Here is a 21,478-nt window from a genome sequence, read left to right on the forward strand (position 1 = left end):
AGCGCGATCGCGTCAAAGTATCAAGGAAAGAAAAAATTTCTGTATGCTTTTTGAGATTGTTCTTTAGCCTCGTTAGATAATTTAGCATAAGTTTTCCAGAAGTCAGAAGTGGTATAAGATTTCATCAATCTCCTTCACTGTATTAGCTTCGATATCTGCTTCTGCTTGAGCGATAAGACGATCGAGTTTACCAACTTCTAAATCTGCTTTCATTTGTTTTTCCCAGCGATCGTCTACATGAGTTTGTAGCCATTCCAAAAGCTGACGAACATCGCGATCGCTTAATTCTTTAATTGCTGTTTCAATTACTTGCAGGGTTGTCATTGTAGTTTTTGCATCTCCAATCTATTGATTGTATTATACTGGAGGTAAAGCGCGATCGCCTCATGCAACTTATAGCTGATTCTTGACATTTAATCGCTTGTTGCGATCGCTTTGCTTGTCGATATTATTGGGGGATGCGATCGCGAAAGATTGAGATAGCGCGATCGCGTCAAAGTATCGAGGAAGGAAAAAATTTCTGTAGGTTGGGTTAGCGACAGCGTAACCCGACCTACAAAAACTACTAATATATCCAACATTTTGGACTTGCAGAATCAAAAAATTTTAATTCTGGAACTGGAACTTGAGGTTTTTTATTACTTGCTAGGTTTTGGTTAATTTTTTTGCACTGATATTCTATTATTGTTTTAAATTTTTCCATTTTCTCATTGTTCTCTGTTTCATTGTCAGTTTTTCTAACTGAAATAGCTATTTTTTTCAATTTCCTGTTTGAGCAAATTTCCTTAAGAATATGTTCGTCTTGTTCTCCCATTGACCATCCATATATAACCAGTGTCTTTCCTAAATCTTTTAAGGCTTTTTCATATACATTTTTTAAATAAGGACTTCGGTTGATTGATTTAATCTTTTGTTCGGATGTTCCTTCACTTACAAATAAGGGTAAATAATTTCCCGATTCCCATTTTTCAACAACAAGATCAATCAAAACATTTGCATCATCTGCTGGATCCTTTGTATCTAATTTTACCTCTTGCCCATATAAATCCGTTGCTAAAACAAGATTACCATGAAGATAAAAAACTAATGTTGCATCGCTGTTACCGTTATTACTATTTTTGTTTTTTCTCATAAAATCCCAATCACATTTATGTTGCCTGTTTAGAAAACAATCTTTAAAATGTACTTCTTCTGGCAATAGTTTTTTATTACCATAGATAATTGACCAATAAATAAGCAAATCGTAGTTTAAACTAAAAACATTTTTAAAATTTTTAAGAAAAGAAGCTGTATTTTTGAGAGTCGGTTCAAGTTGTTGTGTGTATTTAATATGAACCTTTCTAACAGATTCAATAAGGTTTTCCCTAAGTTTTTGATATGTTGATTCTGTTTTAGATTCTTGAATCTTGAGTGATTGATTGATATTGTAACTGTGCCATAACATTCTTAAGATAAACTCAAAATCCTTTGTCTTGAAGTATTCAAAAATTTCTTTTAGCTCAGAATTTAGTTCTGCGTTTCCAAACAAAGATTCATACTTAAAATCTTGATGAATCGCAATGCTTGATCCATTACCTAATAAAATAGAATCCTGAAACTCACTTTTTATGTCTTCCCATTGCTTGATTTGGTAGGATGTATTCATATTTCTCCACAATGAATAATAAAAGTAGAACGATTATCAAAGAAAGGCAGGCCGATCGCCTGCCTTCAAAACTATCTAGACCCGATTCCTAACTTAGTAGTCAAAATCGCCGCCACCAGGTGCTGCACCAGCTTTGTCCTTCTCAGGCTTGTCTACCACAATACATTCCGTGGTGAGAACCATACCTGCGATAGAAGCCGCATTTTGCAGCGCACTGCGAGTTACTTTGGCTGGGTCAACGATACCCGCTTCAAACATATCGACAAACTCGCCATTTACCGCATTGTAGCCGACGTTGAAATCTTTCTCTTTCACCCGTTCTGCAATCACCGCGCCGTTTTGTCCGGCATTTTCAGCGATTCGCATCAAAGGAGCAGTCAACGCCCGCACGACGATATTAGCGCCAGTTAACTCTTCATTTTTCAGGTTGCTGTTTGCCCAACTTTCCAACATGGGAGCTAAATGAGCCAAAGTTGTACCACCACCGGGGACGATACCTTCTTCAACAGCCGCTTTAGTCGCATTGATAGCATCTTCAAGACGCAGTTTCTTGTCCTTCATTTCCGTCTCAGTTGCTGCACCCACTTTAATGACTGCAACACCACCGGACAATTTCGCCAAGCGTTCTTGTAATTTCTCCTTATCGTAAGAAGAGTCGGTTTCGTCGAGTTGACGGCGAATTTGCTCGCAACGGGACTTCACTTTCTCTTCATTACCTTCAGCAACGATGGTTGTCGTGTCTTTGGTGATGATTAAACGACGTGCTGTACCGAGGTCTTCGAGTTTGACGTTATCTAACTTTAAGCCTGCATCTTCGGTGATCAATTGACCTCCGGTGAGAACAGCGATATCTTCTAACATTTGCTTGCGGCGATCGCCAAAACCGGGGGCTTTCACAGCAGCAACGTTCAAAACGCCACGCAAGCGGTTAACAACCAAGGTTGCGAGGGCTTCTTTCTCGATATCTTCCGCAACAATAATTAACGGTTTACCGGAACGTGCAACCTGTTCCAACACGGGAACTAAATCTTGTACGAGGGCGATTTTCTTATCCGTGATGAGCAAATAAGGCTCCTCAAAAACCGCTTCCATGCGTTCGGGGTCTGTGACAAAATAAGGGGAAATATAGCCCTTTTCAAAGCGCATCCCTTCGGTAATTTCTAACTCGGTGGTCATGGACTTCCCTTCTTCAAGAGAAATCACCCCTTCCTTACCGACTTTATCCATTGCAGAAGCGATCATTTCGCCGACTTCTTCATCGTTTCCAGCCGAGATAGAGCCAACTTGCGCGATCGCCTTAGAATCGGAAATTTCCCGAGACTGTTCGGCAATTTGACCAACTAAATACTCAGTCGCTTTGTCAACACCGCGCTTGATGGCGATGGGGTTGGCTCCAGCAGCCACATTTCTCAAACCCGCTTTGACCATTGCGTGGGCCAAAACCGTTGCGGTGGTGGTTCCGTCTCCAGCAACGTCATTGGTTTTAGAAGCCGCTTGACGAATCAAAGAAACACCCGTGTTTTCGATGTGATCTTCTAATTCGATTTCCTTCGCGATGGTAATCCCATCATTAACAATTTGCGGTGCGCCGAATTTCTTTTCGAGAACGACGTTACGGCCTTTGGGACCGAGGGTGATCGCCACTGCTTCAGCCAGTAGGTCGATCCCTTTTTCTAAGGCGCGACGGGCCTCTTCGTTGTAAATTATGCTCTTAGCCATAGCTGTTTTTGATTGTGTAGTGTGAAAAGGACAAAAAAGAAGGGAAAGAAATAGAAAAAATTATTCCACTGCGGCTAAAATATCTTTCTCGGAAAGGAGAACGTAGTCATCTCCACCAAGTTTGATATCAGTTCCGGCGTACTTGGAATAGAGAACTTGGTCGCCAACTTTGACTTCTAGTTCGACTCGGTTGCCATCTTTATCGGCTTTTCCGGGTCCAATGGCGACAACTTCGCCGACTTGGGGCTTTTCTTTAGCCGTATCGGGTAGAAGAATTCCACCGGCGGTTTTTTCTTCGCTGGGGCTGACCTTGACGAAGACGCGATCGCCTAAAGGTTTGACTGTAGAGACGTTAATAGTTAAAGCTGCCATGCAATTTCCTCCAAAAAATTTCGGTGTTCGGGTTGAGAGTGTTAGCTTTCAGTGGAGTTAGCACTCTCACCTTCCGAGTGCTAATCTACCTAATCATAAGCTCCTCTGGCAAGCATTGCGTCAGTACGGTTTCCCGAACTTTTTTGGTGGGAGAGGAGAAATAGGGAATTTGGTGCGGGCTATTTTTTGGCTAAACTTGGGAAAGCGAACTTTTCCAACCTTTCATCACTCTATCAATGAAGTTTAAATCTTTGACCCCTCTCCGAATTTTATTGTGTTTGGGAATACTCTTACTGCTTTCTATTACTTCCGTCCAAGCAAAATTTTATCAAACCAATTCCCCTCCTATTGAAATAAAACAAGGATGGCAATATCATTGGGGAGATTCTCCTCAAAATGAATATGGTTTTCCTTTATGGGCATTAGAAACACCTCAAAGTCTGGACTGGAAACCTTTAACACTTCCAGGTAAACTGTCGCCTCCTGCCTCAGAAAAGATATTTTGGTTAACAGTGGCTTTACCAGAAGGACAGTGGACATTTCCCAGTCTTTATTTTCGCGGTATTCCTCATCTTTTGGAAGTTTATTTTCAAGAAGAATTAATCTATATTTTTGACGAATTAGACGATCGCGATCGCCTTAAGGAAAAGGAAGGAGAATTCCCGATTGTTCCTCTCGGGTCTAATTTTCAAAATAAAAATATTTTTATCAAAGTTTATATTAATAATAATTTGCCTATTCCTTTGGGCGTTAATGGAATTTTAACCATTGGCAATAAACCCGATCTGATTAAAAGTTTAGTCTTGGGAGATAGTATCAAAATTGCTCTCGGATTATTGTTTATCTTTTGCGGAATTTTGCCGATCGCGATCGCAATTCTCAAAAAGACATTTAATATTTATCTTTCTTTTGGTTTTGTTTCATTACTCATTGGATTGTACACTATTACACCGACGGAAATTGTTCGTCTTCTCTTTAACTATCAGGTGAGTTGGACTTATATTCATCATGGTGCTTTTCATTTATTACCCGTGAGTATTTGTCTCTTTTTTGAGCATCTTTTTGGGATGGGACGTTTGGCAATTCCTCGTCGTCTTTGGCAAATTCATCTTTTCTATGCAATCTTAGCTTTAATTCTCGCAGGAAATGGGGTTATTACTTGGACTAATGCGGTTTATCCCACGCAGATTTTGGGAATTATAAGCGCGATCGCTTTAATTGCGATCGCCGCAAGGAAATCCTTGGGAGGAAGACAAGAAGCAAAAATATTTACTTGTGGATTTTCTCTATTTTTATTAGCAATTGTTCACGATATTGTTGTTTACATTTCTCCCATTAATATTGGGAATATTCAACTTTATTACTGGGGAATGCTGGCTTTTTTACTCTGTTTAGTTTTTATTTTAGAACGTCGCTTTACCGAAGCACAAAACTATTTGAAGGCTTATAATTTAGCATCAAATCGCTTTATTCCTCACGAATTTGTCAATTTTTTAGGGAAAAAGAGTATTATTGATATCGAACTTGGCGATCGCATTCACCAAGAAATGACAGTTCTATTTTCTGATATTCGTTCTTTTACCAGTATTTCTGAAAATATGACTCCGGAACAAAACTTCGACTTTCTTAATGCTTATTTGCATCAAGTTAGTCCAGTCATTCGAGAACATCGAGGTTTTATTGATAAATATATTGGCGATGCGATTATGGCCTTATTTTACCATAGTCCAGAAAATGGCATTGAAGCCGCGATCGCGATGCAAAATCAGGTCAAACTATTTAATCAAGATAGTCACAGCAAGGGTTATCCTAATATTCAAATTGGCATCGGTTTACACTGCGGTAATTTAATGTTAGGAACAGTAGGGGAAAAGCAACGCATGGACACGACTGTTATTGCAGATGCTGTTAATTTGGCCTCTCGTTTGGAGACGGCAACCAAACAATATGGTGCAAGTATATTGATGAGCGAACAAACTTTAAATCGCTTGCCAAATGCCCATAAATATGCTTATCGATTTCTCGGTCAAATTTTAGTAAAAGGGAAAAAAGAACCCATTAGAATTTATGAAATTTATGAAGCAGATTTACCCCAATTAAAAGCATTTAAAACCGAAACTAAACTATTATTTGAAAAAGCAGTAAATTTAGGCGATCGCGGTCATACGGATGAAGCTAGAGAAATTTTGCAAACATTACAAGCAAAAAATCCTGAAGATAATGCAGTACAATTACTTTTATTTCGTCTGGATATTAATACAAGTAGGTTGGGTTAGAGATAGCGATTATTAATTATCAAGATAGGATGAATAGAAAGAATGAGATTTAGTTTGAAATTCTGGACATTGAATCGCTTGTTCCGTATTGGCAATAAAAGGCTGAATCGTACATTTTAAACGGTGGTCATTCGTAAAAAAACGACAGTTTGTGCAAGGAATAGCGTGCATTTTTTGACTTTTGACGATCGCCTCCCGAACTGCACTAAATACTCCTAAAAATGCGGCGATCGTTAGTCCCCAAGCGAGAACAAAACAAATAGGAACAAGAAAAGGAGTGAGCCAATGAGAGGCAAAATATAAAACTTGAAACATTATTCTTATCCTTTCATACTTAACAATTCTACTAATTGAGCAAGTTGTTTTTTGTTAAAAATGTGAGTCAGGGCTTTAGCTGCAGCTTTAGGTTCAACAGGAATGAGAACTTGAGGTATTTTAGCACTCGCCAATTGCTTGAGAGACTCGCTAACTTGAATTTCTTCCCCTTTTTTTAAGACGATCGCATCGCTACCCTGTTTGAGTTCTGTAATAATAATCGGGGCGAGAGTACGATAAGAAAACTTAGGATTGGCGATCGCCCGATGGGAAGCCTTAGCCACCTTTTGCCAATTCTTTTCTCCTGATGCTAACTTAGCAAGACGCACGCAAAAGCCTTGCAATTCTTTCCGTCCTTCTGGAGTCGCCTTTTGCTTGAAACAGGCCAGCATTTTCTTAAGGAGTTCTTTAGATTCTCGAGCAAATTTTTCCTGTTCCGAAGAGAGTTGGGGTTCGATATCCTGAAGAGATATTTCTTGGGGAGTGGAAGCAGGGAGAGAAACAGCTAAAGCAACTTCCCCTCTCATTAACTGATCGAGATAAGCCTCCAGTTCGATAAAATGGGGTTCTGCTTCCGCCATAATGCGATCGGCATCTTCGTCGCGCAAGCCGAAAGGACTATCGAGTTGTTCGATCAGGGATTGGAGGGTGTCATACCCTTTCAAAAAAAGCGTTTCTAGCTTATGATCGACGGAAACCTCATGGTCTTTGAGAATCTTAAACCCATCTTCTAAACGGTGTGCCGTTTTTTGGATGCTGTTATAGCCCAGCATCGCCGATCCCCCTTTCACCGAATGTGCCGCCCGAAATAACTCGTTTAACTCTTCGGGGTCGTTCATCACCTTAGACAGATCCATCAACCCATGTTCGAGAGTTTCAAGGTGTTCTCGCGCCTCTTCAATGAAGTAGCCTAAGATTTTTTGTTGATTGGCATCCAAGGTCGTTTCTCCCAACTCGATGTGAATCTGTGTAATGGATGGGAAGAAGCAGACCTATTGTCCTCGCGCCAAAATTCCCCCATCTTAACCCCTATTTTTTGTGGTTTCGATCCAGTAAAAACGATCGCAGTCCGGCTTTTTTTGCGGCCTTATAATCGTTTTCAACACTATCGCCAATATGCCAAGCATTTTCTGGCTGACATTCGTGTTTTTTCAGGGCGATCTCAAAAATTTTTGCTTCCGGTTTCGCCGCCCCGCTTGCGGAAGAAATTGTAATACTGGTAAAAAATTTCTCCAGTTCTAATGTTCCGATTAAACCGTGCAAGCGGGAATCAAAATTTGAGATGATTCCCAATTCAACTCGTTCTCTACGCCAGGTTTCCAGGACTGGAAGAATATCGGGATAAACAATCCACGGGTCTGGCGTTGTAAAGTAAGCGTAAAGCTGTTGAAAAAATGCGCCAAAATTATCGAATTGAGGTAATGCACCTGTTTTTTTAAAGGTTGCTTGTACCAAGTCGTGCCACCAGTAATATTCTTTTTCGGGAATATCGATGAAACTGACATCGGGAAAGGCCAGGGGGGGAGTTTGTCGATAACAGTGGTAGAAAGCTGGGTGAATGTCTTTTGGGGAAACATCAACGCCAAAATCGCGGGCGATTTCGCTATAAACTTTTCCCACGCCTCCTTTTACGCCAAATAGTGTACCGACTGCATCTAGAAAAATGACTTTTGGTTTGGACATCGCACTCAATTCACCCTTTTTTAAGACAAAAATTCAATTAATGGTTGAGAAATCCAGTTAAAGCCAACAGCAAGTTGGTGCTTTAAGGCGGGTAGACGATACAGATAAACCAATCGTCGTGCTAAATAAGCTAAGGTGCCATCTAATTTTATGCCCAATCCTGTCAAGGTCGCATTATCAATTCCCAAGGTCATCATTTCGCCGAGGGAATTGTAGCGGAAAGGCAGTAAAGGGCGATCGCTTAGAGAAGCCCAAATATTCCACGCGCAATAGTCAGCCTGCTGAATGGCAGTTTGGGCGGTGGCAGGAATTTTTTCTCCCGTCGTCGCAATATCTCCCAAAGCAAATATGCCTTCATAAGTTTCAATTTGCAAGGTCGGCGTTAATTTTAAGCGGTTAGAGTCGCTGCGAGGAAAGGGGAGAGAGTCAAGCAGGGACAGGGCTTTCGTTCCTACGGTCCAGAGGACAATTTCTGTGGCAATGGTATCAACTTGACCTTTATGGAGTAGGGAAAGGCTATCTGCGCCGATCGCCTCTACTGTAGTTTCTAGGTCCAGCCAAATTTCCCTTTCTTCTAGGCTCTTTTTGGCAGCTTGGCGGTTAAATTCTGAGGCAGTTTCGAGGATATCTTCTCCTCGTTCGACGATGCGAAGGCGACCTCTTTCTCCGAGGCGATCGGCGAGTTTGCAGGCTAGTTCTACACCGCTATAACCCCCCCCGACGATGGCAATGCGAATTTTATCGCGATCGGATTCTTCCAGAAAGCGCAATTTTTCCTGTAAGCGATAGGCATCTTCGAGGGTACGGAAGGGGATAGCGTGTTCTTTCGCGCCTGGTACGAGGTTTAAGGGAGTGGTACCCCCCAGGGCGATAACGAGGCGATCGCAGGTGATATCGGGGCGATTTTCCAGTTGCACTTGCTTGTTTTGAGCATCGATCCCCGTGATTTTGGCTTGCAGAAAATGCACGCCAGTATCTGCGAGAAGTTCTTCAAAGGGAGGGGCAATTTCCCAGGTTTGCAGTTCTCCCGTGAGAAGTTCGTATAACAGGGGGGAGAAGAGAAAGCGATCGCTTTTATCGATCAAGACAATTTCCGGTTTAGGGGCATTATCCCAAGGGAGTTTGCTTAAACCTAGGGCGGTATAGAGTCCACCAAAACCACCGCCCAGAATACAGATCCGTTTGGGTTGTTCGTTCATAGAAGGAAAGTTGAGCAGAGATTTGTTCTTCATTTTAGAGGCAAAGCAATGAATGCTGAGTGCTGAATGATGAATGATAAATTTTTCTCTTTCTTCTTCGTTCCTCGATCGTTGAATAACGGATGACGGGGGACTATTGCGATCGCGCCCGTTTTTCGTTAAATTAATGCTCACAACAAACTAAATTTTTTCAGGTTGGGTGCGTTTGCGATTGTTTAATTACCCATTACCCTTGTCATAGAATTGTGAATAATTTGCTCTCTTTTGGTTGTACTGGAATCATTTTCCTCGGTTGTCTTGCCCCGGCGATCGCGCAAGTGACCCCTGTTGAAAGCACTTCAGCCAGTGACCTTCTTCTGGTTGAACCGCGTCTTGGAGGCGGTGTAAGTACCTCTGGGGCTGGAGTGCCGCGTTTTTCTCATCTGGAAGGTTTTGCCCCTCTAGTACAGACCCCTGGAGAAAGTATTTTATTTCTGGAAGGGCATTTATCTTGGTTTGATTATGAGACAGTTGGCACCAATTTGACCTTGGGACATCGTTTTTACGATCGCGATGGCGATCGCATTTTTGGGGGTTATGTTTCCTACGATAGCCGCGATACAGGCAACAATCGTTTTAATCAAATTGGTTTTGGGTTTGAACGCCTTAGCGATGATTGGGATTTGCGCTTAAATGGTTATGTTCCTTTTGGCGATAACCGCAAGCAAATAGGTTCAACGCTTTCTAATATTACCGATGCCAGCATTTCCAGTTTTGGTTTTCAAGGGAATTTATTGTTGTTTTCGGGAACGCAAACCCGAGAGGAAACAAGACAATATGAAGCAGCGATGTTGGCGATCGATGGAGAAGCAGGGGGCAAACTACTCGATATTAGCGATTTTGGGCAAGTGCGGGGTTATGGAGGATTATATTATCTTGATGCCAGTAATACCACGGCATTAGGATGGCGGGCGAGATTAGAAGCACGAGCATTAGATAATTATATTGTCGGTTTAGGTATTCAGCATGATGCTGTTTTTGGCACAAATTTTATCTTTAATTTTGGGATTAATTTTGGTGGGTCTTCGGGGAAAGAAAAAGAAGAAGGGTTACTCGCCAGAATGGGAGAATTTGTCACGCGCAATAATGCAATTATTATTGACGAACAAACTGAGTTCGCAACCTCTTCAGAAACTTTTGCCAATGTCGTTGCAACAAATCCAGTAACCGGAGAACAATGGTTTTTCCAGCACGTCAGCAATACGGAAGGGATTGGAGGAAATGGAACATTTGAGAATCCTTTCAATACAATTGTGGAAGGAATTAATGCAGCAAATACGAACAGTACGAATAATCAGAATGAAATCGTTTACGTGCAGTTTGGTAATGATATTGCTAACACCACAGCAATTACCATCCCTGATAATATTCAATTGCTTTCTATCGCGCCAACGCAAACTATTAATACACAATTAGGAACGCTACAGTTACCCTCGTCAGGGGCAGGAACGAGCCAGCGACCGCAAATCAATGCAACAGTAACAATGGGCAATAATAGCGTTCTCTCTGGATTTAATCTTAATAATATAACAGGAGATGGGATTTCTGCTACGAATGTCAGTGGTTTTATCGTTGAAGAAAGTGGGCTGAGTTCAATAACAGGAAATGGGATTTCTTCAAACAATTCCAGTGGGTTTACAGTTAAGAATAATTCCTTTAATACAATGACTCAGAACGGAATTTCTGCAAGTGGTTCAAATGGATTTACTGTCAGTAATAATTCTTTTAATACAATAAGTCAGAATGGGATTTCTTCCAGTAGCTCTAGTGGTTTTACTGTGAGTAATAATTCTTTTAACGCAATAACCCAAAATGGGATTTTTGCCAGTAGTTCAAATGGATTTACTGTCAGTAATAATTCTTTTAATGCAATAACCCAAAATGGGATTTCTGCCAGTAGTTCAAATGGATTTACTGTCAGTAATAATTCTTTTAATGCAATAACCCAAAATGGGATTTCTGCCAGTAGTTCTAGTGGGTTTACTGTCAGTAATAATTCTTTTAAGACTGTAACAGAAGATGGAATTTCTGCGAGCAGTTCTAATGGATTTACCGTGAGCAATAATTCCTTTGATACTGTCACAGAAAATGGAATTTTTGCAGAAAATTCAACCGGATTTACCATTGAAGGAAATACACTGAGTAATATCGCTCAATATGGAATTCAAGGAGGTGTCGATAATGGTAGTAGTATTGGCAGTATTGTCATTCAAAACAATACTTTAAGCAATATTGGCGGAGGAAGTAGTTCGGGAAGCAATCAATATGATGGAATTTTTGTGGGTGCTTCAAATAGTAGTACAATTACCGATGTTACCATTTCTGGCAATACAATTAGTAATGTAGATAATGACGGCATTGCCGTTGGTGCAACAGATGGAAGTACGTTATCTCTGGCAACAATTACAGGTAATAATGTGAGTAATGTTGGGCGTTTTGGTATTGGGGTGGGTGTTGATACTGTCTCTGGAAATGGTTCTGTGGTTTCCAATGCTGCAATTACGAGTAATAGTGTTAGTGCTGGAGGGACAAAAGCAAATATAGGAACTCCGGGTGCAAATATAGGAGTTGCGATTCAATCTAATACGAGTCAAGTTTGTTTTAGTCTTTCTAACAATATCCTAACCAATCCTCCAGCAATATCATTGGCAAGTATAACAGATTTACAGGTTCACTTACAACACGTTACAGGAGGATTACCTGTTGCCGCTAATTTTGATATTGTTGGGGGAAATACTGTCAGTAACATTCAAAGTAACAATAATAGCTTTACTGGAAATGTGCAGATGTATATTCCTGTAAACGTGGCTTTAAATAGCACTAATTCTAACAGTGTAGCGAGTTGTCCCTAGGAATAACCTGCGTAATTTGTTATTGCGCGATCGCCGTATCTATCTCTAAAATTGTTAGTATACTTACAAACACGAGGCGATCGCCTCTTCTAATTCCACCTGACTCAACTCAGTAATCATAAACACTTCCTGTACACTTTTATTATGACGAGCAATGATTTTGTAACCGCCGCGAATAGGAACAGAAACGCGCAATTTTAACTGAGGAATATTCCCCCTAGCACGACTAATAACCCCCGGTGTCACCGTGGTAATATTTCCGAGGGAGATTAAACGCTCTAAAACAGGAATTAAAGTGGGAATGTGGGTAGAATGATTCCAAACCAGACGACCTTTAGCAGGTTTAACCATGATTATGCTTTCTCCAAAGGTGCCATTGTTAATCCTGCGCGACTCAACTGCTGGTGATACAATTCTGCGGGTTCCTGGGGTCCCACCCATACCGTTGCTTGTCCTTCAAAATGAACGCTATTGGTAAGCTCCCAAGCGCGATCGCTGGTCATTCCAGGGATATACTTCATTAAACATTCTGCCACGTGCTGGAACGTATTAAAATCGTCATTGAGGACGATCACCCGATAATTGGGATAGGGTTTGCGAATAGTTTGATTGACTCGATCTGGGGCGATCGTCGGACTCGCTGCGAGAATAGGATTATTGACTACCATGCCCCGATGGGAGACTGGCATTATCATACTCGTTACCACACTCATTGGTTTTTGAAAACCTCTGTTCAACTTCGTTACCATATTATCCGCCTATTTTAGCGTTTTTTGAGATTCTTTTCCAACTCTTATGGCGATCGCGAAGTCCCTCAATCATAATCCTCAATTGGTAAAGCGATCGCAAATTCAGTTCCTTCTCCAAATTTCGAGGTACAAATCAGAGAACCTTTGTGTTTCTCTTCAACAATTTGTTTTGCGATCGCTAATCCCAGTCCCGTCCCCTTCCCTACAGCCTTAGTTGTAAAATGGGTCTTAAAAATGCGTTTTTTAACTTCTTCAGTCATCCCCATCCCATTATCGCGAATGCGGACGATAGCCTGTTTTCCCGATACTTCCGTGGCGATCGTAATTTGATTGGGGTTAGCTTCAATTTCAGCAAAAGAAAGCTCTTTATTACTTTCTTCTAAAGCATCGATCGCATTAGACAAGATATTCATAAAAACTTGATTAAGCTGTCCTGCAAAACAATTGATTTCGGGAAGTTGACTATAATTTTTTATAACTATAATTTCTGGGTAATTATCCTGTGCTTTTAAGCGATGTTTTAAAATCAGTAGCGTGCTTTCTAAACCTTGATGGAGATCGTAAGTCGTTTTTTCCGTTGTATCCCCACGAGAAAATGTGCGTAAAGCCTGACTGATATCTTGCAGGCGATCGGCACCATCTTTCATGGAATGAATTGCATTGGGCAAATCTTCCCGCAAATATTCCAAATCGATATCTTCGGCATATTCTCTAATCTCTGAGTCAGGATTTGGATAATATTTCTCATACAATTTTAAATATCCCAAGAGGTCTTCAATATAATTTGCGGAATGGGATAAATTTCCTTTAATGAAACCGATAGGATTATTGATCTCATGAGCAACACCTGAAACTAATTGACCCAAGGAAGACATTTTTTCACTTTGTACAAGCTGAAGTTGAAATTCTTGTAATTCTTTCAGATTTTTTTCTAATTCTTGCGTTCGTTCGGTAACTTTTTCTTGTAAGATTTTGTTCTGTGCTTCTAAATCTTGAGTTAAAGAATAAATTTGGAGATGAGTGCTTACTCTTGCTAGTAACTCTCTTTGCTCGATTGGTTTAGTAATATAATCAACTCCTCCCATTTCAAATCCTTTGACTTTATCATCAGGATTTGATAAAGCTGTCATAAAAATAACAGGAATCTCTCGTATATCTGGATCGGCTTTTAAACGTTGACAAGTTTCAAAACCATCAATTCCTGGCATAAGAACATCCAGTAAGATAAGATGCGGGCGAGCAAATTTTGTCCGCGCTAATGCACTTTCTCCGTCCTGAGAAACTAAAACAGTTAAACCGAATTCTTCTAGATAATCAACAGCAACCGCTAGATTTGTAGGGTTGTCATCAACTAATAAAATCTTATACTCCTCAAGGTTTAAATCATTCAAATTGAAGTACATTATTTTTCTCCTAATTTAATATATTTCTGAATTAAAGCAACGAGTGCTTTTTCTTGAAATCCTTGAGCTAACTCTTTAATGCGATCGGTAAAGGGAATATATTTTTCATTAATTTCTGCTAAATAAATAGCCCGATCGCGAATCTTTTTCATACTTCCCATCATAGCAAGCTCATACAAAATTTCCATTTCTTCTTCGGGAGGCACAATGAATTCACGGGTTTTTATTTCTGAGTTAATCTCTCGATCCTTGCTATTATCCTCAGTAGTTGTTGCAAAAACCCACTCTAATTGCAATTGTTCTGCCAAAACATTGAGTAACAGTTGCTCATCTACGGGTTTGGGTAAAAAAGCATCGCATCCAGCAATCCGACTTCGATCGCGATCGCCTTCTAATACACTAGCAGAAATAGCAATAATTTTAATATCCGTCATTTCCGAGATTTGGCGAATTTCTTGTATCGCCTCAAATCCTGTTTTAACAGGCATAACCAAATCTGTCAAAATTAAATCAGGTCGAAGTTGACGAGCAAGATCGATCTCTTCCTGTCCGTTTTCTGCCAAAATGACCTCAAAACCTAAAGGTTCAAGCATTTCCTGTAAAACGAGACGATTAGCAATATGGTCATCAACAACCAGCAATGTTCGGCGATCGCCTTGATATCCTTTAATTTGTCCGATCGCTTCTTTTTGAGTAGGAGGAAGCGCTGCTACAACGACAGGACAAGAGAGAATAAACCAGAACTGTGTCCCTTGATTTGATTGGCTCTCAACCTGCAATGTACTATTCATTAATTCAATTAATTGTTTAGTAATTGCCAATCCCAATCCTGTTCCTTCCGCACGACGTTTAGTATCGCCAACCTGTTCAAAAGGCTGGAAAATTGTTTTAAGTTGTTCCTCGCTCATCCCTACCCCAGTATCTCGAATTTCAAAACGAATTTGGCTATTGATCGATGATTGATGATGAGGTGATGGGTGATGGGTAACGGAAAAAGTTACTTTTCCTGTATCGGTAAATTTAACTGCATTTCCAAGTAGATTAAGAAGAACTTGTCTCAGTCTTTTTTCATCAGCTTGAATGCCTTCCGGTAACTGAGGATCGAAGATACATTCAAAGAGAATATCTTTTTCCAATGCTCTCATCCGCATGATTCCCGCAACACTTTCTAAAAAGCTAGGAAAATGCAAATCTGCGGGATAGATTTCCATTTTTCCTGCCTCAACTTTCGAGAGATCGAGAATATCATTAATGAGCGTTAATAGGTGTTTTCCGCTCTGTTGAATGATGTTTAAACCTTCACTTTGTTGAGGAGAAAGACTGCGATCGCGTCTTAAAATTTGAGCATAACCTAAAATACCATTAAGAGGGGTTCGCAGTTCGTGACTCATATTGGAAAGAAAACCGCTTTTGGCATGATTTGCAACTTCTGCTTTTTCTTTAGCTTGTTGTAATTGTTCGCTGGTACGCTGAATTTCTTGAAATTTCTGCACTAAGGTTTCTGACATATTTCGGAAGTTGGACACCAAAGCGTCAATTTCCATCACCGAACGATCCGGCCAGCTAACATCTTGGTATTCTAAAAGTTTGTTCGGCAAATTGCTAGTCAGTTGCGCTAATTGTAAAATTGGTTTGACGAGACGACGACTGAGAGTACGAGCCAGAATAACAGAAAAAACTGCGATCGCCAATAAAATTGTTAGGCTTTGAATATAGCGTTTTTGGAGACGAGCAATCTGTGGTGCTATTGGAGCCTCAACTGCTAATTTCCACTGAGAATTAGCATCTCCCAGGGGTATTTCGCGGATGTAAAAAGAGTTTTTCCAAAGCACTAAGGTGGGTTTTCCGGGTAAATTGGGCAGCCAATGGTAGGCTCCTGACTCCAATGTGCGAATATCACCTCCAGTGCGGCGATCGTAGTCTTGTTGGGGTTTCAAGTCGTCTCGTGTGGTGGCGATCGCACCTCCAGTTTCATCAATCAAGGTACTGAGTAAACCTGACGCAACGTTACTCGCTTCAAGAAAATGGGTAAAAAAGTCTGGAGAAATAGACGCGATCGCAACTCCTGTATTATTTTGATTCTTCGCAGTTAAAATAATTTGAGATTGTCCTTTTGATTGCATAACTTGCAACCCCGATTTTTGAAAAAATATACTCTGAAAATCAGTAATATTGGCAGTTTGGAGAGGAGATGTTTTTGCAATTTCTTTTCCATTGCGATCGAGTAAATATACAGCTTCAAACGCAGGAAATATCCGTTGCGTTAATTCTGTACTTCCCTGCAAATTATTTTCGTTTTTAAAATTATCCTTATCGGCTATCTTGACTAATTCTTGTAACCCTTTTTGATTCCGTTCGTACCAGCTTTGAAATTCACTAGATAAATCTGTTGTAGCTACTTCTAACTGAGTATCAACGATGGTTTCTTCATATTGCATTGCCTCTCGACTATCGAGGGCAATGAGTAACAAAGCCGGTAAGAGAACAAAAGCAACAAGAAGATTGATCAACGTTTGCTCAAAAGACTGAGTTTTAGAAATTTGAGAACGAGCCGACCAACGATATACAGGAAAATAAGAAATAATAAGACTGGCAATTAACGCATTAAAAATTCCATTTACGGACTGTTTGACCATCACAATAATGGTAAGAATGTTATCCAATCCGAGAGCATATTTATAAAATATCCCGACTAAAGGCATACCAATAAATAGCCAATAGAGCGTATCTAAAAAGAGCAGATCGTTACTTTTACGACGCAAACCCCAACCTACCCAAATTGCTTCTACTGTAAAGATAATAAAAGCGTAAGGATGATACCATGAGATAATCGTGTAAACACTAGCTAGGGCGGCGGCAAAACTTCCCCAAAAAATTCCGTAAAGTTGGGCAATAATAAGCGTTGCAATACTACCAAAGAGAAAATAAACACTAAAAGCAAAAGGCAGTTGAAAATAATTACCGACTAATCCTACAATAATAAGAGTAATTAAAACCAGCAAGGAACGAACTTGTCTGAAAGGGGCGATAATCTGTCTCATTTTACTTGAAAATAAAAGGCAATTCTAAATCTGCAAGGTTTCAATACACCCGATCGCGCAATCGAAATATGAAATATCAACGGAAACTCAATTTTTCAAGCCTCTTTAAGTAAATATATTTAAAGAGACTTGATTTCTGATTACTAATCTTCCTTCTCTGGATTCTCTGGATGATTTTAAAGTAACCCTTGTTCTGCTAACCAGTCACGATTAAAGAGTTTAGATTGATAGCGAGAACCCCCATCACACAGCACCGTAACAATTGTATGTCCCGATCCTAATTGTTTCGCCAAGGCATAAGCTGCCCCAACATTAATCCCAACAGATCCCCCCATAAATAGCCCATCCTTTTCTAGTAACTGATAAACAATACGCACGCATTCCTTATCATCAACTTGGATAGCATCATCGATGGGAACCCCTTGCATATTTGCTGTAATGCGACTGTTACCAATACCCTCAGTAATCGATCGCCCTTCTGGTTTACTTTCTCCAGTTTTCACGTAACTATATAAACCACTTCCCATTGGATCCGCAACAATACATTTCATTGCCGGGTTTTTCTCCTTCAAAAACATAGCTGTCCCCGCATAAGTTCCCCCAGTTCCCGTCGCAGCTACCCAAACATCAACTTTGCCATCGGTTTGTTGCCAAATTTCCGGACCTGTTGTTGCATAATGGGCATTACGATTGGCTAAATTATCAAATTGATTTGCCCAAATCGCATTCTCCATTTCCGAGGCAACCCTCCCAGAGAGTTTAACGTAATTATTGGGGTCTTTGTAAGGAACTGCTGGAACAGTGCGAACTTCAGCCCCTAATGTTCGCAATAGTTCTATTTTTTCGGGGGATTGAGTTTCGGGAATAATAATCAAGCATTTATAGCCTTTAGCATTACAAATATGTGCCAAACCAATGCCTGTATTGCCCGCAGTTCCTTCCACAACGGTGCCTCCTGGTGCAAGGAGTCCTTTTCGTTCCGCATCTTCGATAATATAGAGGGCAGCGCGATCTTTGACGGACCCTCCTGGATTGAGAAATTCCGCTTTCCCCAAAATCTCGCACCCTGTTTCATCACTGAAACTGTTCAAGCGAATCAGAGGTGTATTGCCCACCGTTCCAATAAAACCGTTTTTGATATCTGCCATGTTTGTCCGTGAATGTTGTGCCAACTTTGCTTAATTTCCCCAATTATCCCGCGAAATTCAATCTCTCCCAAGGTTGACAAATCTTGCAAAATCTGCTAGGACATATTTTGGGCTGGGGATTGCCCTGACAAAATCAAAAAATTTAAGTGTATTAAAGTTTATGAAGTTATCTAGTATTGGTCAATTTGTTCTCGGTATCTTTCTCGGTATTTCAATTTTAGGTATCAGTGGAGCGGCGGCAGGTTACTATTTTTTCAGTAAGATGTCCGTAGTCCCTTCCAAGCCCGTTTATCCGGAAGAACGTCCCCAGTCTTCTGAAGATTCTGCAAAAGAAGGGGAAGGAAAAGGGGAGGAAGAAGTTGTTTCCGAACCCGAAGCCCCTAAAGTCCCATTACCAGAAGGTGCTTATCGCGTTCGCGTCAATTGGCCAGATGGGTTGAGTTTACGAGATAAACCCGATTTTGATGCCGATCGCCTTGAGGTTATTCCCTATGATGCTGAAATGATTGTTTTAAGAAGTAATGAGGATGGAACATGGGATTGGGTTCGTATTCCAGGAACTAATAAAGAAGGTTGGGTTAAAGCGGGAAATAGCGATCGCATTGAGGAAGATTAATAAGTATTCAGAGATGTAGGGACGTTTCATGCAACGTCCCTACGGAGTGTTAGTTTTGCCTTATACTTCCTCAGCAAGTTCCCTATCAATTTCTGCTAAAATCTTCGCTGCCATTGTATAAAGTTCTTGATGGCAATTGCCGTTACTTGCCATTAACCCCCCCCATTGTCTGACATCTCCTTGATTGTAAAGTAAGTCCTTACCTTCAAAACTGGTAAAATTTCCCCCAGCTTCCGTTAGAATTAATTCTGGTGCAGCAAAATCCCAATCTTTCGGTGCAGATTTGCCCGAAAGCGAGATATAAACATCGGTTTTTTGTTCGAGAATGGTGGAAACTTTACAGCCCACACTTCCCACTGCAAAACGTTCCTTAAAAGGAATCCTTTCTAACATTTTGTTGAGACGAAGATTACGATGGCTGCGACTGGCAACTAGGTTTAAATCTTCGATTTTATGGCGATCGCTGGCTCGAATTTCTTTGACTTCCCCCGATCGCGTTTCGACTTTTGTGCCTTGTCCTTTAATGGCAAAATATAACTTATCTGTTTCCGGAACTACCACAACCGCTAATTGCGGTCTTCCTTGATACGCTAAAGCAATATGTACGGCATATTCTCCAGTTTTTTCAATAAAATCTCGCGTCCCATCAAGGGGATCGATAATCCAAACCCAATCTTTCGCAATCGGTTCTGCTTTTTCTACATTAAAATTTTCTTCACTCAAATAACCAAAATCTTCCTCAGCCAGTTCTTTTTGTAAGTTTTCTAAAATATAATGATTAGCAGCTAGATCGGCTTTTGTGACCGGATCTCCCTTCTTATCCTTAACTTCTAAATCCGTATTACCGCGATAGTAAGCCTGCAAAATGTCCGCAGCACCCCAAGCAACTTGACGGGCGATCGCGCCAATTTCATCCAAACGATTCTCGATCATGTTCTTTAAAGTTCCAACTTATAGTTTAGGAGTGCATCTCAAATTTGTAAATCTATCATTCAGTTAACAAGAAAAAACTTGCTAATGGTGGAACAAGCAGGATGCTTGTTCGATGATTATAGCAAATTACCGTGGGTCGAGGAGTGGTGGAGTGCAATTTATTAACTTAATCCTTATAAACCCTTCTAAAAGAGGGGAATTTTGCTGAGTTAGAATAAATCCTCAAATGGCTCCATATCGTATTCTTCGAGAATTCTGTTAAAAATTTCGGTAGCGCGATCGCCATCTAATTCTAAATCTCCAGCTAATTTACTCCAATATTGATATTCCTCTTCGCTAAAATGTTCGTCTGCGATGGCAAATTCGGCGGAAACTTGGAAGGCTTCTTCAGCACAATCTTCTGCGAGAATCACTTGAGTTGCTGCATTATAAAGCATCTCAAATCCACCCATTTCTAGGAGTTCGTCGATCTTCTCTTGCAACTCTTCTGCATCAATATCATAGCGATCGTATAGTGTCACTAATAACTCAGTTTCTTCTTCCGATAAACCATCTACAGCAGCCCCGTATAAAGCAATAATAGCAATTGCTTCTAATAGGGTTAAATAACAAGTTCCATCTTCATCATCTTCCTCGTCTTCATCATAAAACTCGTCATCAAAATCTTCATCTTCATCTACCCATATTTCTTCACTGAGGTCTAATTCTGTTGTTCCTTTAATTTTCCAACAATCAAAGCAGAGATCGGAATTGGTCATGTATTCATAGGGAATATAACAATAACCTTCATCTCCCCAGTCTTCCCCCCATGAATTACGAACAACAAATACTTCCGCACTGTCTTTATACCCTACGCAAAGCATGGCGTGTTTGCCATGTTCTTCTCGCCCTTCCTCACTGTCTAAATCTGGTAAAATAACTCGCCCTTGGGTTTTAGCGCGATCGAAAGAGCGAAACAAAGTTAGGCCAAATACGAAGGGATATCCTTCTGCTAAACAATGTTTCATGGCATAAATATCTATAGGAACTTGTTCCGGTATTTCCCATTGGAACTCGGGAAATTCTAGCAATCCTTGTGCCTCGTTATAAGCAATCCCATGAGGTTCGGTATTAACGTTCTTAACTTTACCATCATGGGTGACTTCATAAGACCAAGTTTCTTCATGACAAATCCCTTCATCTTGCAAACTCAGCAATGCTAAAGTAATGCTACTTCCTTGGTCTTTGATGCGATCTTCGCCAAAATATTCTAAGGCAAGTCGGCGAGCATTATAATAAACAAAAAGGCGACTGAAATCAACTTCTTGTTCCAAACGATTCATAATATATTCGTATCCACCCACAACTGCATTAGCTGTGCAACTATTTGCTCCAGCTTGGTCTTCTACGGGACTCATAAAAGGACGAAGATCGACTTGAGGAGGAAGTTCCTCTTCTGTGAAGCGATCGGTACTATAAACTCCTGAACCTGCAATTTCTCGTTGAGAA

The 21,478-nt window shown here is 40.5% G+C and carries 19 protein-coding genes; 3 read left to right on the top strand and 16 right to left on the bottom strand.

Annotation, left to right across the window (positions count from 1 at the left end; genetic code table 11):
- Positions 1–102 precede the first annotated feature (102 nt).
- From VB714_RS18310 to groES, 5 genes are all read right to left on the bottom strand, one after another.
- The gene (locus tag VB714_RS18310; protein ID WP_323226095.1) at positions 103–324 is read right to left on the bottom strand and encodes a hypothetical protein; all 222 of its coding nucleotides are present in this window, start codon (positions 322–324) and stop codon (positions 103–105) included.
- Between the two features lie 89 nt (positions 325–413).
- Positions 414–581: a hypothetical protein gene (locus VB714_RS18315; protein ID WP_323226096.1), complete on the bottom strand. Its 168-nt coding sequence runs from the start codon at positions 579–581 to the stop codon at positions 414–416.
- A complete protein-coding gene (locus VB714_RS18320) occupies positions 566–1,645 on the bottom strand; it encodes a DUF4917 family protein (RefSeq protein WP_323226097.1) in 1,080 nt (359 codons plus the stop codon). Before VB714_RS18320 ends, VB714_RS18315 begins: the two co-directional genes overlap by 16 nt.
- A gap of 93 nt (positions 1,646–1,738) precedes the next feature.
- On the bottom strand, positions 1,739–3,364 hold the full coding sequence (gene groL / locus VB714_RS18325; RefSeq protein ID WP_323226098.1) for a chaperonin GroEL: 1,626 nt from the start codon (positions 3,362–3,364) through the stop codon (positions 1,739–1,741).
- Between the two features lie 60 nt (positions 3,365–3,424).
- The gene (groES, locus tag VB714_RS18330; RefSeq protein WP_204104700.1) at positions 3,425–3,736 is read right to left on the bottom strand and encodes a co-chaperone GroES; all 312 of its coding nucleotides are present in this window, start codon (positions 3,734–3,736) and stop codon (positions 3,425–3,427) included.
- A gap of 236 nt (positions 3,737–3,972) precedes the next feature.
- Here groES and VB714_RS18335 point away from each other — a divergent pair, with 236 nt between their 5' ends.
- The gene (locus tag VB714_RS18335) at positions 3,973–6,012 is read left to right on the top strand and encodes an adenylate/guanylate cyclase domain-containing protein (protein WP_323226099.1); all 2,040 of its coding nucleotides are present in this window, start codon (positions 3,973–3,975) and stop codon (positions 6,010–6,012) included.
- A gap of 12 nt (positions 6,013–6,024) precedes the next feature.
- Here VB714_RS18335 and VB714_RS18340 read toward each other — a convergent pair whose 3' ends face one another.
- The 4 genes from VB714_RS18340 to VB714_RS18355 all read right to left on the bottom strand — a co-directional run bounded on the left by VB714_RS18340 (position 6,025) and on the right by VB714_RS18355 (position 9,209).
- Entirely contained in the window at positions 6,025–6,327 is a 303-nt protein-coding gene (locus tag VB714_RS18340) for a hypothetical protein (RefSeq protein ID WP_323226100.1), read from the bottom strand.
- A 5-nt stretch (positions 6,328–6,332) separates the two neighbouring features.
- A complete protein-coding gene (locus tag VB714_RS18345) occupies positions 6,333–7,265 on the bottom strand; it encodes an Hpt domain-containing protein (RefSeq protein ID WP_323226101.1) in 933 nt (310 codons plus the stop codon).
- A gap of 91 nt (positions 7,266–7,356) precedes the next feature.
- Complete coding sequence (locus VB714_RS18350) at positions 7,357–8,010, bottom strand: HAD-IA family hydrolase (RefSeq protein ID WP_323226102.1); 654 nt, start codon at positions 8,008–8,010, stop codon at positions 7,357–7,359.
- A gap of 20 nt (positions 8,011–8,030) precedes the next feature.
- Positions 8,031–9,209 (bottom strand): NAD(P)/FAD-dependent oxidoreductase, encoded by a 1,179-nt coding sequence (locus VB714_RS18355; RefSeq protein ID WP_416309732.1) that lies wholly within the window; start codon positions 9,207–9,209, stop codon positions 8,031–8,033.
- 245 nt (positions 9,210–9,454) lie between these two features.
- Between VB714_RS18355 and VB714_RS18360 the strand changes: the two genes are divergently transcribed.
- Complete coding sequence (locus VB714_RS18360) at positions 9,455–12,100, top strand: right-handed parallel beta-helix repeat-containing protein (protein WP_323226104.1); 2,646 nt, start codon at positions 9,455–9,457, stop codon at positions 12,098–12,100.
- A gap of 63 nt (positions 12,101–12,163) precedes the next feature.
- Here VB714_RS18360 and VB714_RS18365 read toward each other — a convergent pair whose 3' ends face one another.
- The 5 genes from VB714_RS18365 to VB714_RS18385 all read right to left on the bottom strand — a co-directional run bounded on the left by VB714_RS18365 (position 12,164) and on the right by VB714_RS18385 (position 18,441).
- Positions 12,164–12,451, bottom strand: coding sequence for a DUF2103 domain-containing protein (locus VB714_RS18365; RefSeq protein WP_323226106.1), 288 nt, complete (start codon positions 12,449–12,451; stop codon positions 12,164–12,166).
- A gap of 2 nt (positions 12,452–12,453) precedes the next feature.
- Positions 12,454–12,768, bottom strand: coding sequence for an ATP-dependent Clp protease adapter ClpS (gene clpS / locus VB714_RS18370; protein ID WP_416309733.1), 315 nt, complete (start codon positions 12,766–12,768; stop codon positions 12,454–12,456).
- Between the two features lie 146 nt (positions 12,769–12,914).
- Positions 12,915–14,252: a response regulator gene (locus VB714_RS18375; RefSeq protein ID WP_323226108.1), complete on the bottom strand. Its 1,338-nt coding sequence runs from the start codon at positions 14,250–14,252 to the stop codon at positions 12,915–12,917.
- Positions 14,252–17,293, bottom strand: a complete 3,042-nt coding sequence (locus VB714_RS18380; protein ID WP_323226109.1) for an ATP-binding protein — start codon at positions 17,291–17,293, stop codon at positions 14,252–14,254. Before VB714_RS18380 ends, VB714_RS18375 begins: the two co-directional genes overlap by 1 nt.
- A gap of 176 nt (positions 17,294–17,469) precedes the next feature.
- The gene (locus tag VB714_RS18385) at positions 17,470–18,441 is read right to left on the bottom strand and encodes a cysteine synthase A (protein ID WP_323226110.1); all 972 of its coding nucleotides are present in this window, start codon (positions 18,439–18,441) and stop codon (positions 17,470–17,472) included.
- 160 nt (positions 18,442–18,601) lie between these two features.
- Here VB714_RS18385 and VB714_RS18390 point away from each other — a divergent pair, with 160 nt between their 5' ends.
- Entirely contained in the window at positions 18,602–19,057 is a 456-nt protein-coding gene (locus tag VB714_RS18390) for an SH3 domain-containing protein (protein ID WP_323226112.1), read from the top strand.
- Positions 19,058–19,117: 60 nt separating this feature from the next.
- Here VB714_RS18390 and VB714_RS18395 read toward each other — a convergent pair whose 3' ends face one another.
- Positions 19,118–19,990 (bottom strand): 3'(2'),5'-bisphosphate nucleotidase CysQ family protein, encoded by an 873-nt coding sequence (locus VB714_RS18395; protein WP_323226113.1) that lies wholly within the window; start codon positions 19,988–19,990, stop codon positions 19,118–19,120.
- 209 nt (positions 19,991–20,199) lie between these two features.
- Positions 20,200–21,478: C1 family peptidase (locus VB714_RS18400; RefSeq protein ID WP_323226114.1), on the bottom strand; the 1,279-nt coding region annotated here is incomplete at its 5' end.

This window comes from Spirulina sp. 06S082 (genome assembly GCF_034932145.1).
Lineage (GTDB): Bacteria > Cyanobacteriota > Cyanobacteriia > Cyanobacteriales > Spirulinaceae > CCY15215.